The 16774-nt window shown below is 44.2% G+C and carries 12 protein-coding genes; 6 read left to right on the top strand and 6 right to left on the bottom strand.

Annotated features, from left to right (window positions below; genetic code table 11):
• Positions 1–136: 136 nt before the first annotated feature.
• Positions 137–1624 carry a TM0106 family RecB-like putative nuclease gene (locus L6494_RS08280; protein WP_237993677.1) on the bottom strand — a complete coding sequence of 496 codons (1488 nt, stop codon included), beginning with the start codon at positions 1622–1624 and terminating at the stop codon, positions 137–139.
• A 242-nt stretch (positions 1625–1866) separates the two neighbouring features.
• On the opposite strand from L6494_RS08280, the gene L6494_RS08275 reads away from it, so the two are divergent.
• Entirely contained in the window at positions 1867–3051 is a 1185-nt protein-coding gene (locus L6494_RS08275) for an aminotransferase class V-fold PLP-dependent enzyme (RefSeq protein ID WP_237993675.1), read from the top strand.
• A gap of 213 nt (positions 3052–3264) precedes the next feature.
• Here L6494_RS08275 and L6494_RS08270 read toward each other — a convergent pair whose 3' ends face one another.
• Positions 3265–6477, bottom strand: coding sequence for a HEAT repeat domain-containing protein (locus L6494_RS08270; RefSeq protein WP_237993673.1), 3213 nt, complete (start codon positions 6475–6477; stop codon positions 3265–3267).
• A 260-nt stretch (positions 6478–6737) separates the two neighbouring features.
• Positions 6738–7097, bottom strand: a complete 360-nt coding sequence (locus L6494_RS08265) for a hypothetical protein (RefSeq protein ID WP_237993671.1) — start codon at positions 7095–7097, stop codon at positions 6738–6740.
• Positions 7098–7205: 108 nt separating this feature from the next.
• Here L6494_RS08265 and L6494_RS08260 point away from each other — a divergent pair, with 108 nt between their 5' ends.
• Positions 7206–7736: a hypothetical protein gene (locus L6494_RS08260; protein WP_237993669.1), complete on the top strand. Its 531-nt coding sequence runs from the start codon at positions 7206–7208 to the stop codon at positions 7734–7736.
• A 340-nt stretch (positions 7737–8076) separates the two neighbouring features.
• On the opposite strand, the gene L6494_RS08255 is transcribed toward L6494_RS08260, so the two are convergent.
• Positions 8077–10536 carry an ATP-dependent Clp protease ATP-binding subunit gene (locus L6494_RS08255; RefSeq protein ID WP_237993666.1) on the bottom strand — a complete coding sequence of 820 codons (2460 nt, stop codon included), beginning with the start codon at positions 10534–10536 and terminating at the stop codon, positions 8077–8079.
• 233 nt (positions 10537–10769) lie between these two features.
• On the opposite strand from L6494_RS08255, the gene L6494_RS08250 reads away from it, so the two are divergent.
• Positions 10770–11066 carry a DUF3288 family protein gene (locus L6494_RS08250; RefSeq protein WP_237993664.1) on the top strand — a complete coding sequence of 99 codons (297 nt, stop codon included), beginning with the start codon at positions 10770–10772 and terminating at the stop codon, positions 11064–11066.
• A 75-nt stretch (positions 11067–11141) separates the two neighbouring features.
• Here L6494_RS08250 and L6494_RS08245 read toward each other — a convergent pair whose 3' ends face one another.
• On the bottom strand, positions 11142–12539 hold the full coding sequence (locus L6494_RS08245) for an MlaD family protein (RefSeq protein ID WP_237993662.1): 1398 nt from the start codon (positions 12537–12539) through the stop codon (positions 11142–11144).
• A gap of 19 nt (positions 12540–12558) precedes the next feature.
• Positions 12559–13341 carry an ABC transporter ATP-binding protein gene (locus tag L6494_RS08240; protein WP_237993660.1) on the bottom strand — a complete coding sequence of 261 codons (783 nt, stop codon included), beginning with the start codon at positions 13339–13341 and terminating at the stop codon, positions 12559–12561.
• 156 nt (positions 13342–13497) lie between these two features.
• Here L6494_RS08240 and L6494_RS08235 point away from each other — a divergent pair, with 156 nt between their 5' ends.
• Genes L6494_RS08235 through L6494_RS08225 form a run of 3 tightly spaced genes read left to right on the top strand, consistent with a single transcriptional unit; the run spans position 13498 to position 16742 of the window.
• Entirely contained in the window at positions 13498–15027 is a 1530-nt protein-coding gene (locus L6494_RS08235) for a phytoene desaturase family protein (protein ID WP_237993658.1), read from the top strand.
• Between the two features lie 56 nt (positions 15028–15083).
• Positions 15084–15335: a hypothetical protein gene (locus tag L6494_RS08230; protein ID WP_237993656.1), complete on the top strand. Its 252-nt coding sequence runs from the start codon at positions 15084–15086 to the stop codon at positions 15333–15335.
• A gap of 21 nt (positions 15336–15356) precedes the next feature.
• A complete protein-coding gene (locus L6494_RS08225; protein ID WP_237993654.1) occupies positions 15357–16742 on the top strand; it encodes an aminopeptidase P family protein in 1386 nt (461 codons plus the stop codon).
• Positions 16743–16774: the final 32 nt, after the last annotated feature.

The raw sequence follows: 16774 nt of genomic DNA, 5'->3' as shown, positions 1-16774 counted from the left end.
TCGCGGCTATATAAACTAAGTCCACCTGCGTAGACTAGAAAAAATAAAAGAATGAGAATCGTTATCATGTTAGCGCAAAAAAAGTATTTTGGTTTAACTATTTTGAGGGATTGAGGAAGAAATTATTTAATAGAGATTAAGCGCGTCGTAAATGATACGTCTCTTTGAGAAACTCAACTAGCCAGTCTTTGACACGACGGGTAGCGCGACAGTCGTCTTCGTTGTAGCGGCTGATGATTTCTAGTAAAGTGCGATCGCCTGTTTCTAACCATTGATCATACCAGTAAATACATTTAGCACCACTAGCTTCTTGATCACGCCATGCAAATCCTAACCATTTAGCGATCGCTTTTAAAGCATAACTTTCTATGGGTAACGCTACAGTTTGGGTGAGGTGTTCATAAATATCGACAAACCGATTCAAGACTGGCTGGACTAATTTGTGAGGAGTATGGTACAACCTGCCTAGGCGTTTGACTGTATCTAGTTCGTAGACGCAAAAATGATAAATTGGGGCTTGGGGATATTGCCAGACTAAGTCTAGAAATTGTTGCCAAATTAATTCTTCTTGTTCTGGGTTCTCTGCTAAAAAACAATAGAACTCTTCAGTGTTGGTTTGCGTATTAACTACCAACACCCCTAAAAGATAATCTAAATTTAAATCTGGCTGCGCTTCAATATCAAAATACAATTCGATGGGAGATTTGGCGGTGATATCGTGATAGGGATGGGGGAATGGTAAAATAAATGGTCGGTTTTCTAAGACAGATTGGGCTTGGATAACTAATTTGACCGCGACTTCAGAATCAAAACCCGTGAGATTTTCTAAAATAGTGGGACTAGTATCAGCGAGAGATTCTAGGGTGTTAATAGAGAGGGTTTGCAATTGGGCGTAACGGAGGGGTGTTACTCCCGGTAACAGTGAGAGATGTTGCTGAGAATGAGCGATCGCATAACATTGACTATGCCATGAACAAAGATTACACTTCTGACGGGAAATAAATATTTCTGGACTAGTTTCTGCCTCCAAAGCCTCCATGAACTCCTGCAAAATCCCCTGCATTTGCGGTGTCCATTTCGATAAATCTACAGTGTATTGTGCCTGTTTACTACGTAGCATTAACCAAGCTGTTGGCGGTGTCACGCCTTGGACTGTGGCTAAAACTTGGGTATGAAACGCGGAAACAACTTGGTATTCCTGTTTGGGACGCTTACCCAGTTCAATATTCACAGCTTCATAAACCCAATCACCAAGCAGCGATTTTCCGGGCTGTTTGACAAGTAAATCAGGACGACTGAGGAGGGTATGGTTAACGTATTCCGTTTCTGCGTCTACTAACTGACTGTAATTAGCTAACAGCACCCCTTGATAAATGTAATCAACCCCCTGCTGCATCAATTCTATAGTGGCTACTTGCGCTGCTTCCCAGTTTCCTCTAGGGTAATCTGGTTTTTGATAGGGGAATTGAGCCAAAATACTCAAGCGATGAGCGTTTTTGTCCTGTTGTAGTTTGAGTAACAATTCATTAGGCGCATCTCGTCGGCTTCTGTCACCGTGAATATCTAAAACAGGGCGACGTTTACAGCGTTGGTATTGCAGAAGGTGATCAGCATTAATTAACATTCAGTATAGTCAACCGTTTGCGGAATTAAAATTCAAAATTAAAGACAATCAGTGAGGGCTTATAGCTTACTTACCGTAGGCTACCCAGAATTAATTACCCTGTAACCTGTAACCTGTAACCTGTCACCTGTCACCTGTCACCTGTCACCTGTAACCTATCACCTAGCACCTCCATTTCCTACTCATTAGGCATTGAGAATGGGAAACTAAGAAAACAAGCTATTTTGAATTTTAAGTTGTTTATGACTACTATTTCCACAGCACAAGCCAGATTGCATCACCATCGGGAACAATTTCCGGCTTTAGCTAATAAGCTTTATTTTAACTATGGTGGGCAGGGGGCGATGCCTAAAGCCACAATGGACACGATTAACCAAACTATAGCGCACATCCAGGATATTGGCCCCTTTGGGAATGAGGCTGGTAATTGGTTAACAGCACAAATGCAAACCGTCAGAGAAGCGATCGCATCTGAGTTAAACGTCACAACTGATACAATCGCTTTTACGGATAATGTAACTGTGGGTTGTAATATCGCCATGTGGGGGATATCCTGGCAAGCTGGCGACCATATTTTACTCTCAGACTGCGAACATCCAGGGGTAATTGCTACTACCCAAGAACTTAGCCGCAGGTTTGGGGTAGAAGTGAGTATTTGTCCCCTAAAAGACACGTTGAATGAGGGCGACCCGGTAGCAATTATTGCCCAAAATTTGCGCCCCCAGACTCGCTTAGTGGTATTAAGTCACGTTTTTTGGAACACTGGACAAGTGCTACCTGTGGAGAAAATCGTGGAGGTATGCAGAAATAATAATTCTTTTCTATTAATAGATGCAGCCCAATCTGTGGGTGCTTTACCTTTGAACTTAACAGAGTTGGGGGTAGATTTCTATGCTTTCACAGGTCACAAATGGTTATGCGGCCCTGAAGGTGTGGGGGGTTTGTATGTGCGTCCAGAAGTGCTAAACAGTCTGCATCCTACTTTTATTGGCTTGTATGGAATTATTGTTGATAGCCACTCTCAACCTGTAGACTGGAAACCGGATGCAAGGCGGTATGAAGTATCTACCCCAGCTTACCCATTGTATTTTGGTTTGCGAGAGGCGATCGCAATTCATCAACAATGGGGAACACCCCAGGAACGTTACGCCCAAATTCGCCGCAATAGTGAATATCTCTGGCGACGTTTAGCTGCATTACCCGATGTGAAATGTCTTAGCACTGCACCCCCGGAATGCGGTATTGTTTCTTTCCAACTCACTAACCACCATTCTCTCAAGTTGGTGCAATTTCTTGATACTCAAAAGATTTTAACCCGGACAATTGCCGACCCAAGCTGTACCCGCGCCACCGTCCACTATTTGACCCTGGAATCGGAAATCGACCAATTGGTTGAAGCGGTAGCCCAATTTTGCCGAATTGGTTGACGAGTGCTGAGTTTAAATCTTAGAAGCAGAGAAACTAGCTCCAGCGATTAGAAATCGCGGCTACACAGACAAAACCCACCTTCGTGGGTTTCAAGACCTTGATTTTTCCTTAGTCCACGGAGGTGGACTTCGCTTGTGTAGTAGCGAATTCTATTCGCCCAAAACTTTTCTGTTCTAAAGGCAGGGTTTGTTGAAAGCCGGGAAACAGGAACTCTATAGCTGAACTTCGTAGTAAGGTAATGGATTTTGTCCCGCACCCATTAGCCATCTTGCATCGGGTTTCCATACACCGTTAAGTTCTTCACGGCGGCGGGTGTAGACGGTTAGTTTATTGTCTGCAAACTTCAGCAGGTTGTATTGCAGAGGATAACCGGAAACCCACTCCCACACAGGTGCGCCAAAAGTTCCCGCACTAATGATATCAAGCTTGCGTCCACTTGCGCTCATATCGTATTTGTAAAGGCTGGTTTCGGCTTTGTGGATATGACCATGAAGAGCAAAACGGAAGTTTGCTTGTGCTAACTGTTCCATAAAACCATGATCAGTGATGCGGTCTTCAGAAGCACTATTTAGGGGATGATGCCAGACTGCAATTTTGATGCAGTTTTGATAATCTTGATTGCGGCGAATTTCTGTTAGGGCTTTGGTGAGTGCATTAATGTTAATGCTGGCATGGGATTTGTAATGATGATCCAATTGCCAAGCGGAGTTTAACCCTAGAATGAGTAGCTTTTGGTTGGGGAAATGGTCGAGGGTGTATTGCTGGTCATAGTCTAGGGGATAGGGTTGGTTTTTGATAGTTTGGTAGAAGTTGCTGAAGTGTTCAAAGCGTCTTTTGTGGTTTTCTGGATCTACAACTGCAATATATGCACCGCCATCATCAATTACACAACTCTCATTTATTGACCCTTGATATTTTCTGCGAAGTGTTGGGATGTAACCTTCTTCCTCTGAGATTTGCCAGTTGAGGTCATGATTACCGGGAACGATGATAATTTGCTCAGGTTGGAGGGCGAAATCTTGGCGGAGTTCGTTAAGAAATTGTTGGGCTGCTGCGTATTCGTCGGGGGTTGATTTGTTGGCGATGTCGCCGGAGAGAATGAGGGCATCAAGTTGAAGAATATTGAGTTCGTTTTGCAAGTCGCTTGCTAGTTGGTTAGACCAAAGTTTGGCTTGGTCAGATGTGCCAAAGTGTAGGTCAGAGAGGTGGAGGATGTGCATTAAAGAAGGTTTAATTGGGTTTGATTGTGAGATATCTGGTTGGGATTTGGATTCAGCAATTGGTTGAGTAAGTCTGTAGTTATAGTAATTACATTCTTTTTGTATCGCTTCAAGTGCTTTAATTGCATGATTAAGAATATATCCATAATTTCCTAATACAGAGTATTCATATTTCAATATCTTTTGAAGTGATGTGATAACCTCATACTCTACTTCATGGAACTTGATATTTTTCAAAACTGATGTCACCCAAGAAACTACCTCAGACAATTTATAATCATATTGGTTAAAATTAATGTATCTAGGAATTACTAAAGGTAATTCGATTTGTGCTTTGGCCTTTGCTGCACTAACTCTTACAAGATAGTTTTCATCTTGAATAAGATTAATTAACTCAGGAATCGCTTCTTTGAATTTCATTGCCCCCAGAGCTTCTGCTGCGTCAAGACTTACATCAAAGTCTTCATGTCGAAGAAGATTAATTAGTTCAGGAATTGCTGCTTTTAGTTTAATTTTTTCCAGAGAGATAACTACACTAGAGCGCACATCAGAGTCGTCATCTTTTAGCAATTCAATTAGACCAGGAATCACCGCCTCTGATTTTATTTCTCCCAGGGCCTCCGCCACACTAGAACGCACATCAGAGTCTGCATTTTCTAGTAATTGATTCAGATAAGATATTGCTTGCTCAGATTTTGTTAAGCCTAAAAGCCGAACTTTAAATAAGAAAGAGACTTCTAAACTAGCAACTAAATCAACTGTCTGTTGTTGGAAATCCGGCTTCACTGCTCCTGCTAACTTTGCCCCTAACTGCCAATCTACCTCTAAGGCTAACTTTACTACTCGTATTGCTTGCGCCGCATCATCCACCAATTTCAGCATCAATTTGAATGGTTCAGTCCATTTTAAATAATTTAAATACTCTCGCTGGAGGCAATCATCACTGAGGCTTGGTAACTGCTTGAGCAAACATTCTGCCGTGTAATATTCCTGAATTAGTTGGTGGCGGAATTCAATTTGGTCATTTGCCCCAAGTTGAATTAAGTGATGGTTGAGTAAGTCTTGCAGCCAGTTTAAACCTCTGTCGCGTGGTTTATCAAATTTCTCAGCTTGCAAAAACTGGGTTAAAACTTCCTCTGCTTTTAATCTGGGTATGGCAACATTTAATTCTGTCAGCTTATCCCCTTTGGTCATGTAAAACGCCAGATGTTTTAATAACGAGAACCACCACCGCCGAGACTCATCTGTAACTGGGATATCTTGCCGAAATTTACGTTCATAGCTTTGGGTAAACTGGCGAAACACCAAACCCAAGTTCTGCGGGATGTCTCCTGTGGACTGAAACAATGAACACAGCATCCACAGCAGCAACGGTGTTTCTCCAAACTCCCGCAACCTGTCGCCTAAGTTCTGCAACATCTGCTCACCCTGTTCTGGCAGATAGGCGCGGACAAATTGCTGCATCTGTTCTGCTGTCAGGGGTCGCATTTCCAGCTTCTTAGTAATGCCCAAATCACCCCCCACGCCTAAATCCCGCGTGGTGAATATCATCGGCGTGCTTTTTTGGTTGTCTTGCCGGAATTTAGATAAATCTTGCCGCGCTTTTTCTGAGGGTAATTCGTTAATACCATCCACAAGCAGCAAAAATTGTCCCTGACACAGCAGTTGTTCTATGGTTGCAGTGTCTAGTAGTAGGCGATGGCGTTTTAAGAAATCCCGAATCAAGTCTAGGACTGAGGTTTGGTAATAGCGCAACTCTACTAGGATGGGGATTTGACCTAACCCCCCAACCCCCTTCCCTGCAAGGGAAGGGGGAGAATTAACTCCTCTGTCCACTTTGGGGAGGGAAGGGGGAGAATTAGCTCCCCTCTCCGCTTCGGGGAGGGGTTGGGGGAGGGGTTTCTCCGCTTCCTCCAGCAACAACCGCAACAACGCTGTCGATTTCCCCGAACCAGGCCGCCCTACTAGCAAAACGTGTTCTTTAGCATACTTCCGCAACCCTGCCAGCACGTCTAAACGCTCAACTTGCTGGTCTGCGCTTCTTTCTTCCTTGCCAGATTGCACCGTCTGCACCATAAAATCTAACAGTAGCGGTGAGTGTTTCTGCTCAACTCGCTGCTGTCCCACTACGTCCGTTAACGTGTATTTACACTTTTGGGCATAATCTTTGCAGAGTGATTGTAGGTAGTCATTCCAGTTGATCATGGCATGGTGTGCGGAATTGTGGGATGCTGATTTTGAGCAAAGGGCAAGGGTTACAGGGAAGGGTGAAATATTTTTGACCTCACCTCTAGTAGTCCATCAAATTTGAGTTGAGGGATAAGCAAGTTTGTAGTAAGGACTTTAGTCCTTAGAAAAATCAGGACTAAAGTCCTTACTACGAACCGTCAAAACTAACTTGATAGACCACTAGTAATAATATGTGAGGGATATGGTTTAATTTACTGAGTCAAATTATAACTGCTTTATCGGGTTCTAGATTCTCGTGAACGAGTATCAGAACTCCGTCGCCGAGTCTTTTTACCTCGTGAATGAGTATTAGAACTCCGTCGCCGAGTCTTTTTACCTCGTGAATGAGTATTAGAACTCCGTCGCCGAGTCTTTTTACCTCGTGAACGAGTATCAGAACTCCGTCGCCGAGTCTTTTTACCTCGTGAACGAGTATCAGAACTCCGTCGCCGAGTCTTTTTACCTCGTGAACGAGTATTAGAACTCCGTCGCCGAGTCTTTTTACCTCGTGAACGAGTATTAGAACTCCGTCGCCGAGTATTCACTAAACCCTCGGTAAATGTTGGGTTTCCTTGCGTCAAACGCCACTCGCCCAAGGCGGTGACTTTCCAACCTAAGCCTTAATTACAAATTACGAATTACGAATTACGAATTACAAATTACGAATTATATTAATTTCATCTCAGTGAACTCTACCAACACCAATGTCTAACCCATTACAAACTGAACCCCAGCCCCAACCTCTCAGTAATTTTGAATTAGACTTGCTCAAAGAGGAATACTTTTTTCTGCAAAACACCATCGAAGACTATAACAAGCAGATTTGGGTAATCAAAGCATTGGGAATTACTGGGACTGGGGGTGTTTTAGCATTGATGTTACAGCAAAAACCGATTGCTAGCGCGGTAAGGGTTAGCGATGCCGTCAGGCTTATCGCTATTATTGGTTGTACTATTCCCCTATTTTTCTGGATTCTGGAAAGTCAATGGAAACACTTTCAGCGCGGTTTCTATCCCCGTGTAGCTGAAATTGAATTTATCCTGACTCAAAAATATGGTTTCAACTCTCCTGGTATCTACCACAGTTGGAGTCATTCTTTGAAACGCATCCCCCAGCCTAAACGTCAGGGTTATCTGTGGGATGGGTTGCTCAATCGCACTGTGTTTGTTAGCTACGTTTTAGAAATTGCTTTTCTGTTACTGATGGCTGTTTTAGCCCCTATAATCTGGAAATAAAAAATACCCCGGTATAAATACCAAGGGTAAATTAATATAGCGGTTCTCGCTTTAGTGAGGTACAAGAACCCCAACCTGTATACACAAATCCGGGTTTTACCCCCCTTAATCCCCCCTTGGAAAGGGTGGAAACCGGAAAATCTAGTTCCCTCCCCTTTCCAAGTGATAGATATATGTCTCGTGCAAAATTGCATACAGTGGAAACCGGAAAATCTAGTTCCCTCCCCTTTCCAAGGGGAGGGTTAGGGTGGGGTAATTCGAGGAGTGATAGTGATTCGATAACTTGTGTGTACACCGTAGCCCCGCAAGCAAGGAGGGGGCTATGATGTACCTAATGTGATTAGGAAACGCTATAGCCAGTGTTTGCTAACAGTAACTCTCGCTTTTCTGATGGGCGTACTTGTACTTGACCATCATCATTGACATCAACAATAACTGTGCAACCGTCAGCGACTTCACCAGAGAGAATTGCTTCCGCTAGGGAGTCTTCTAGGAGGCGCATAATTGCCCGACGTAAGGGTCTAGCACCGTAGCTGGGGTCATAACCTTGGGTGACTACTAGGTCTTTAAACTGTTCGGTCACTTCTAAGATGATGCCTTTTTCAGTCAGGCGGCTAGCTACATCACGCAGCATGATGTCAGCAATTTGCTTGACTTCATCCCTAGCCAGTTGAGTGAAGACGATAATCTCATCCAAACGGTTGAGGAATTCAGGACGGAAGTAATTTTTCAGTTCTTCGTTAACTAAGTTACGAATGCGATTGTAACTAGCGTCGGCTTGGTTATCAAATTCAAAGCCTAAACCACCGCCACCTTTTTCAATTACCTTAGAACCAATGTTAGAAGTCAAGATAATTAAGGTGTTCTTGAAGTCTACCTTGCGACCTTTGGCATCGGTGAGGTGTCCGTCATCCAAGATTTGCAGCAGCATATTGAATACATCGGGGTGTGCTTTTTCGATTTCGTCGAACAGCAACACGGTGTAAGGTCTGCGGCGCACGGCTTCGGTGAGTTGTCCGCCTTCGTCGTAACCGACGTAACCAGGAGGCGAGCCGATAAGTTTGGAGACGGTATGTCCTTCCATGTATTCGGACATATCTAGCCGAATCATGGCATCTTCAGCACCGAAGAAGTAAGCCGCTAAGGACTTGGCTAATTCGGTCTTACCAACGCCAGTAGGGCCGGAAAAGATAAAGCTAGCAATGGGGCGGTTGGGGTTCTTTAAGCCAACTCTAGCGCGACGAATGGAGCGAGCAACAGATGTAACTGCTTGCTCTTGACCAATAAGCCGCTTATGGAGGGTGTCTTCTAGGTGCAGCAGTAACTCTGACTCAGATTCTGTCAGCTTGTTAACTGGTACGCCAGTCCAGGAAGCCACGATTTGCGCGATGTCTTCTTCGTCTACGACGATGGGATGAGTTGTTTTTTCTGTGGAAGCGGCTTGTAGTTCTGCTTCCAAGGCAATTTCCTGGTCGCGCAGTTCTCCGGCTTGATTAAAGTTTTGCAGTCTAACGGCTACGTTTTTAGATTTAGAAACTTCAATGAGTTTGCGCTTCAGTTCTTTATCATTGGAAATCTTCGAGTTCCGTAAACGCACACGAGATCCAGCTTCATCAATCAAGTCTATAGCTTTATCTGGCAAAAAGCGATCGCTAATATAGCGGTCTGATAACTCGGCGGCTGCAACTACGGCTGCATCGGAAATCTGAACTCTGTGATGCTGTTCGTAGACTGAGCGCAAACCATAGAGAATTTCAATAGTTTCTTCTATGGAGGGTTCACCGACTAAAATCGGTTGGAAACGTCGCTCTAAGGCTGCATCCCGTTCGATGTGTTGGCGATATTCATCTAATGTGGTTGCGCCAATACACTGGAGTTCACCCCGCGCCAAGGCTGGTTTAAGAATGTTAGCCGCATCTAAGCCGCCTTCTGTCCCGCCAGCACCGACTAAGGTATGAATTTCATCAATTACTAAGATGATATTTCCCGCCGTGCGGACTTCATCAATTACTTTTTTGATGCGTTCTTCAAAATCTCCCCTAAAGCGCGTTCCAGCCACTAATAAACCCATATCCAGGCTGATAACTTGCTTCCCTTCCAACACTTCAGGGACATCTTGGTTAATAATACGCTGTGCCAATCCTTCTGCGATCGCTGTTTTACCAACCCCAGGTTCACCAATTAACACAGGGTTGTTCTTAGTGCGGCGACCGAGAATTTGAATTGCCCTTTCAATTTCTTTCTCGCGACCAACTACAGGGTCAAGCTTGCCTTCTTGGGCTAGTTTGGTGAGGTTTCTGCCAAATTCTTCTGTGGTAAGGGTTTGGTTACGTCTGGTACTAGTACCGCCGATAACCACAGTGGGGTCTTCACCTAAACGTCGAATCACAGCAGTGCGGACATTTCTCAAGTCAACACCCAGATTTTGCAACACTTTAGCGGCGACACCTTCACCAGCTTCAGTTAATCCCAAAAGTAAGTGTTCTGTGTTGATGTAATTATGTCCGAGACCGTGAGCTTCTCTAAATGATTGCTCAAATAGACTTTTAACTTTAGGAGTAAAAGGAATTTCTGGTGGTACAAACCCAGAACCCCTACCAATAATTTTTTCGACTTCGCGACGTGCGTCTTTGAGAGTCACACCCAACTCAGTCAGCACTTTGGCAGCAACCCCAGTTCCTTCTCCCATCAAACCCAGGAGAATTTGTTCAGTTCCTACGAAATTGTGTCCCAGGCGACGAGCTTCCTCCTGAGCGAGCATGATTACTTTGATGGCTTCGGAAGTGAAGTGTTCAAACATAGCGGGTTATTGCTCCCTTGCTGCTTGGACTTTGGGTGATCTAAAAAAATTCACCCTTATCTAAACTTTTTTGTATTTTCTTAAAGATAATGTATCTTTATCTATGATCCTGTGGCAGTGGTGAGAGCCGTATGGACTCAGGTGTGGTAGCCGTCATCTTTAATTATCGTTGCTCTTGGTAGATTTTAGCTCTAGACTCGGAATGAATTAACAATCTAACCAAAGTATAAAGTATGACTGAACAGCACGGAAGTAAAGACCAACAACACCCACTTTACAACCGCGATCGCCCTCTTATTAATATTCTACTCGCTCAAACAGCCACAGACTACAATTTAGCAGAATTAGCCAGACTCAAAATTCGCTATCAAGGCTTCCCCGGCGCAAGGGACATACAAAGCGACCTAGATAAAGTTTTACAACAATGGGGCATAACTGAAGCCGAATTATTCGAGAAAACCCGCCAGTTACATGATATCGGCGGCATTTATAAAAGTCGCGGCAAACGAGAAGAGCAAGATTGGAATTAGGCAGGGGGCAGGGGGCAGGGGGCAGGGGGCAGGGGGCAGGGGTATTGGGAAAAATCTACCTTGTCTCCCCATTCCCTATTCCCCATTCCGTTTATATTGCCGTAATTGCCGCAATAGTTTCTGTTGAGATGATTTATCGGGCGTAGGGGGGTTAACCGTACTTTCAACGGTGACGGATGCTGGAGGGTTAGAGGTAATTGGTTTTTCCTGTTGCTTGGGGGTCAAAGCCAACTCTGATTTACTGGCTACTGCTTGCATTGACTCTAGAGTCGTAGCCACTTTGACCTGTTCTTGCATTTGGTCTGTGGAAGAAACCAAGGTACTCAAACCATTGACTAACTGCCGTAAATTATTCCGAAAAGCAGGGTCTCCAGTCAACTCATCCAAATCTGAAGTAATTTTTTGGGTATTTTCAAAAGTCACCCTAGCCGAATCTAGGGTTTGTTGCAGTAGCACAGAATTTTTAGGATCATTTAAAGCTTGAGTTGCATCCTTTAAATTAGCTGAAGCTTGCGCGGCGTTGGCTGAGAGGGTTTCTAAATTTTTCAGTAACTCCCCATCGGATAACCGACTAATAGCGGGGGAAAGACTAGTGACTGTTGCGCGTAGTTGGTTACTAGTTTCAGAAAGATTGTTTAAAGTCCCAACCAATGTAGAACGATTTGTGCTGACAATACTATTTAAGTCAGTTAGTAACTTATTGGCTTGAGTTGCAGTTGTGCCAAATTGCCCTGCGGTGACACCTAATTGATCTACAGTTTTCTTTGTAGAAGCAGTAAGTTCATTGGTGGCTCTTTGGACGGAATTGGCAGTAGAAGCAAATGTACTTAACTGGCCTTGAAAGCTTTTGCTCAAACTCCTCGCATCTCGGCTAAGTGCTGCTACGCCTGTGGCTGCTTCTGCTGATGTTTCTAAAAGTTTATTCACCCTTTGATAAAATTCAGGATTATTATAAACAGTTGCTAACTCCGTGCTACTACGGATTAATTCATCTAAACTAATACCAATTTTACCTTTCAGCCGAGAACCATTACAAACAATCAGGCTGGGGTCACAATTTTTATCTAAGGGTCTAGCTATTTCTGTGCCTGTGGGTAATGATGCTTTTGGGGTGATGTCAATAATACTTTCACTAATTAAGCCACTTTGATTAGCTTCAACTAACACATTACGGGGAATAATTAGGTCTGGTTGGGAAATTTCAATTTCTACTTCTACAGCATTTGGCTTGGGTTCAATACGAGCAATGTTACCGACTTTCACACCCCGGTAGCGTACAGATGCGCCTTTTTGCATCCCGCCAGCATTGGCAAATTCTACAACAGCTTTGTAAGAACTGCGAGATGCGGTAACTCTATTCAGCCATAAGATAATGACTAAAAATGCTCCTAATCCCAGTAAGAGTAATAAACCAACTGAGCCTTCCCTTAATGTTCGTCGAGATGCAAAACGAGTGGTGATAAAATCGCGCATATTGTCCTTTTTTGCCCCACTAACCAACAACCTGAATTGGCCCCCGCACACTACCACTCATAAATTGTGTAATTAATGGGTGGTCTGTGCCGTTTAGCTCACTAACTTGACCTTGCCACTGCACTTTACCTTGATACAGGAACACTAGTCTATCAGCAGTGCGCCGGATTGTACTATCTTGGTGAGTAACAATAGCATAGGTACTACAAACACCTTGGGTAATTTGCAAGTCCCGGATTAAGTCTTCTATCACTGTGGAAGCAATGGGGTCAAGTCCGGCTGTCGGTTCATCGTACAGTAAAACTTCTGCTCCTTCTTCCGGGTTGTCGGGGTTAGACATAATTGCACGGGCAAAACTCACCCGTTTTCGCATCCCGCCAGACAGTTCAGAAGGGTAGAGGTGGCTAATTCCCGGTAAACCTACCATTTCTAATTTTTCTTTGACTAAATCACGAATACGCGATCGCGGCAAGTTAGAGTTTTGATAAAGTAAAAACCCCACATTCTCTTCCACGGTCAACGAGTCAAATAATGCCGCCTGCTGAAATACCATACCAATACCAACCGGGTCTTTAGCATCCTCAATCAACCCATCTCTTTTTACTCCTTGCACATAAACTTCCCCCTCATCAGGAGTAATCAAACCAGCCATGACGCGTAAAATTGTTGATTTACCAGTTCCCGAAGGGCCAATAATCCCTAAAGCCTCTCCCCGATAAATCGTCAAGTCTACATTATCTAAAACCCGATTGTTCCCAAAGGATTTAGAAATGCCTTTTAGTTCAATTAGTGGTTCAGTCATTAGTAGTTGGTCATTCAGCATATTTGATTTCATTTTTTAACGCAGAGGGTCGCGGAGGTTCACGCGGAGGGGCGCAGAGGTTTCATTAAAGCTATTTGTGTTGTATTTTGAAACAATTGGGATGCTTCCTTGTCTCCTTCCTCCCACTACCCACTCATGACTCCCCTGTCACCTGTCACCTCTCCCCTGTCCCCTATTGATGTCATCATCATCGGTAGCGGTATCGGTGGTTTATGCGCTGCGGGTTTGTTGGCGCGTTATGGTAAGCGAGTAATTGTGTGTGAAAGTCATACAATTGCTGGCGGTGCAGCCCATAGTTTTAGACGACGCGGGTTTGAATTTGATTCTGGCCCCTCCTTTTATTGCGGTTTAACTGACAGCCAAAGTTTAAATCCGATTAAACAGGTTCTGGATGCTTTAGGTGAATCCATCCAAGTTATACCCTACGATCCTTTAGGACATTATCACTTCCCTGAAGTCAGTTTTGCAGTGTATAGCAATGCTGCACAATATCGTCAGGAAATACACAAAATTACACCCCAAGGTGCGAAGGAACTCGAACAATTTGAAAACCGCTTGTTGGGACTATACGAGGCAATGAAAGGTATTCCCACCATAGCACTGAGGTCAGATTGGCAGGTGATTTTAGTATTGTTGCAACGTTATTTGCCGTCTTTGGCGAAAATGCTACCTTACTTATCTCTGGTGCAGTCTTCTGTAGGTGATGTTATGGATGCTACAGTCAAAGACCCTTGGGTGCGGCGACTGATTGATTTGGAGTGTTTCTTGCTTTCTGGTTTAAAAGCACACGGCACAATTGCCCCTGAAGTAGCATTTATGTTGGGTGAACGTTCCCGTGCTGGGGTTGAGTATCCTGTGGGGGGGAGTGCAGCAATTGTCAATGCTTTGGTGCGGGGGTTGGAACGTTGGGGCGGTAAGTTACGTTTAGGGTGTCACGTTGAACAAATTTTGGTAGAGTCTGGCAAAGTCAAGGGTGTGCGGTTGCGAAATGGTGAAATATTGTCAGCCCCAATTGTGATTTCTAATGCTACCCTTTGGGATACTTATAATCAATTATTACGCCCTGAAGATTTGCCTGCGGCTTACCGTCAAACGGCTTTAGAGACTCCAGCCGTAGAGAGTTTTATGCACTTACACTTAGGTATCCGCGCCGATGGTTTAGATAATTTGACAGGACATCATGTGGTAGTCCATGATTCCAGCCAAGATATCAGCACACCGGGCAATACTTGCATGATTTCGATTCCTAGTGTGTGGGATAAAAATTTAGCCCCAGAGGGACAGCATGGTGTTCATGCTTACACCCTCGAACCTTACGCCGGATGGGAACGCAATGATGGGTATGAGGTGAAAAAACAAGAGAAAGCGCAATCTTTATACCGTGCCTTAGAGCGTATTATCCCTGGTATTCGAGAGCGTGTAGTGTTAGAACTCATCGGTACGCCGTTAACTCACGCTCATTATTTACGAAGATATCAGGGAACTTACGGCCCAGCGATCGCAGCAGGTAAAGGAATGTTTCCTAGTACACACACGCCGATACAAGGTTTGTATCGTGTGGGTGATAGCACTTTACCAGGAATCGGTGTGCCGGCGGTGGCTGCTTCTGGTATTTTATGTGCGAATAGTCTGGTAAATGTGGGGAAAACTACAAGAAGAACCTAGAGAAGTTCAAAGTCAAGCAAAAATCTCAACTGGAAGTATTTAGGAATGAATACACTATGTTCAATCAAGCAGCAAACTGGAAAGTAAAAATATGCAAAAATATTTTTGCTACTATTTCTATGGGGTTAGTTTTATTAGGTTTAGTCAGTTGCGATATTAGCAAACAAGCATCTCCGCCTCAAGTAGAACGACCAACAATAGAGTCTGAAACATCGCCAACCGAGACAGAACCAGATGAAGATGAGGCTGATGTAGAAGATGAGGCCGATGAGGAAGAACAAGATACCCAACAAGAAGATAGAAACTAGAGGTTGTTTGAGTTTTGATTTATGGTGATCCACAACAGTTCTAGTTCCCTCGCTGAAACTCTACTGCATCGACGGCAAAGACTAGCCAGTTTGATTAATTTTCCGGTAATTCTCTGGTCAGGTTACAGCAACCCCCGCAACTTTCCTGCTAATGCCTTTCCATTTCGTGCTAGCAGTCATTTCCTGTATTTTGCGGGATTGCCTTTACCCAATGCAGCGATTCGTCTAGAATCTGGGAAGCTAGAACTGTTCATGGACAACCCCGAACCTAGTAGCGCACTCTGGCATGGAGAAATGCCCAAACGGGAGGAAATCGCCGCCGCAATTGGTGCTGATGTTGCCAGAACCATGTCGGAATTGAAGCATCGAGGTAGGGATGCAGCATCAATTCCCGTGCAGAATTATCGAACTACCTTGATACAGTCACAAATTCTGCAAAGAGAAATATCTTCACCCTCTCATCTTGAGGGATTAGACCAGGAATTAGCAAAAGCGATCGCTACTTTACGTCTCACCCACGATACCGGCGCATTAATTGAGTTACGCAAAGCTGCTGCTGTGAGCGTTGAGGCACACAAAGCCGGGATGTCCGCCACACCCAAAGCCAAACTAGAAGCAGCAGTCCGCGCCGCAATGGAAGGGGTAATCATTGCCCATAATATGACGACCTCCTACAACAGCATTGTCACTGTTCACGGCGAAGTTTTGCATAACGAGGCATATCACCATCCTTTGCAACCAGGTGATTTACTCTTAGCTGATGTCGGTGCAGAAACTCCAATGGGTTGGGCTGCTGATATCACCCGGACTTGGCCTGTTTCTGGTAAATTTTCACCTACGCAACGGGACGTTTATGATATTGTATTGGCGGCTCATGATGCTTGCATCGCTACAATTAGCCCCGGTGTAGAATATCAGGATCTTCATCTGTTAGCAGCCACAGTCATCGCCGAAGGTTTAGTAAATTTAGGTATTTTACAGGGTAATCCCGAAGATTTAGTAGATATGGATGCCCATACGCTGTTTTTTCCCCACGGTATCGGGCATTTACTGGGTTTAGATGTCCATGATATGGAAGATTTGGGGGATTTAGCAGGGTATGAAGCAGGAAGAAAAAGAAGCGATCGCTTTGGCTTAGGCTACTTACGTTTAAATCGTCCCTTAAAATCAGGTATGTTAGTCACTATTGAACCCGGTTTTTATCAAGTGCCAGCAATTTTAAATGATGCAAATAACCGCGAAAAATATCAAAATATAGTCAATTGGGAACGTTTATCACAATTTGCCGATGTCCGAGGAATCCGCATTGAGGATGATGTTTTAGTTACAGATGATAGTAGCGAAGTTTTAACCCTTGAGTTACCAACTCAAGCCAATGCTGTAGAAGACTTCCTCAATAGTCATTAGTTACTCTCCCCAGTCCCCAGTCCCCAGTCCCC

Source organism: Nostoc sp. UHCC 0870 (genome assembly GCF_022063185.1).
GTDB lineage: Bacteria > Cyanobacteriota > Cyanobacteriia > Cyanobacteriales > Nostocaceae > Trichormus.
Note: the sequence above shows the minus strand (reverse complement) of the source record. Positions and strands in the feature narration are given on the sequence as shown.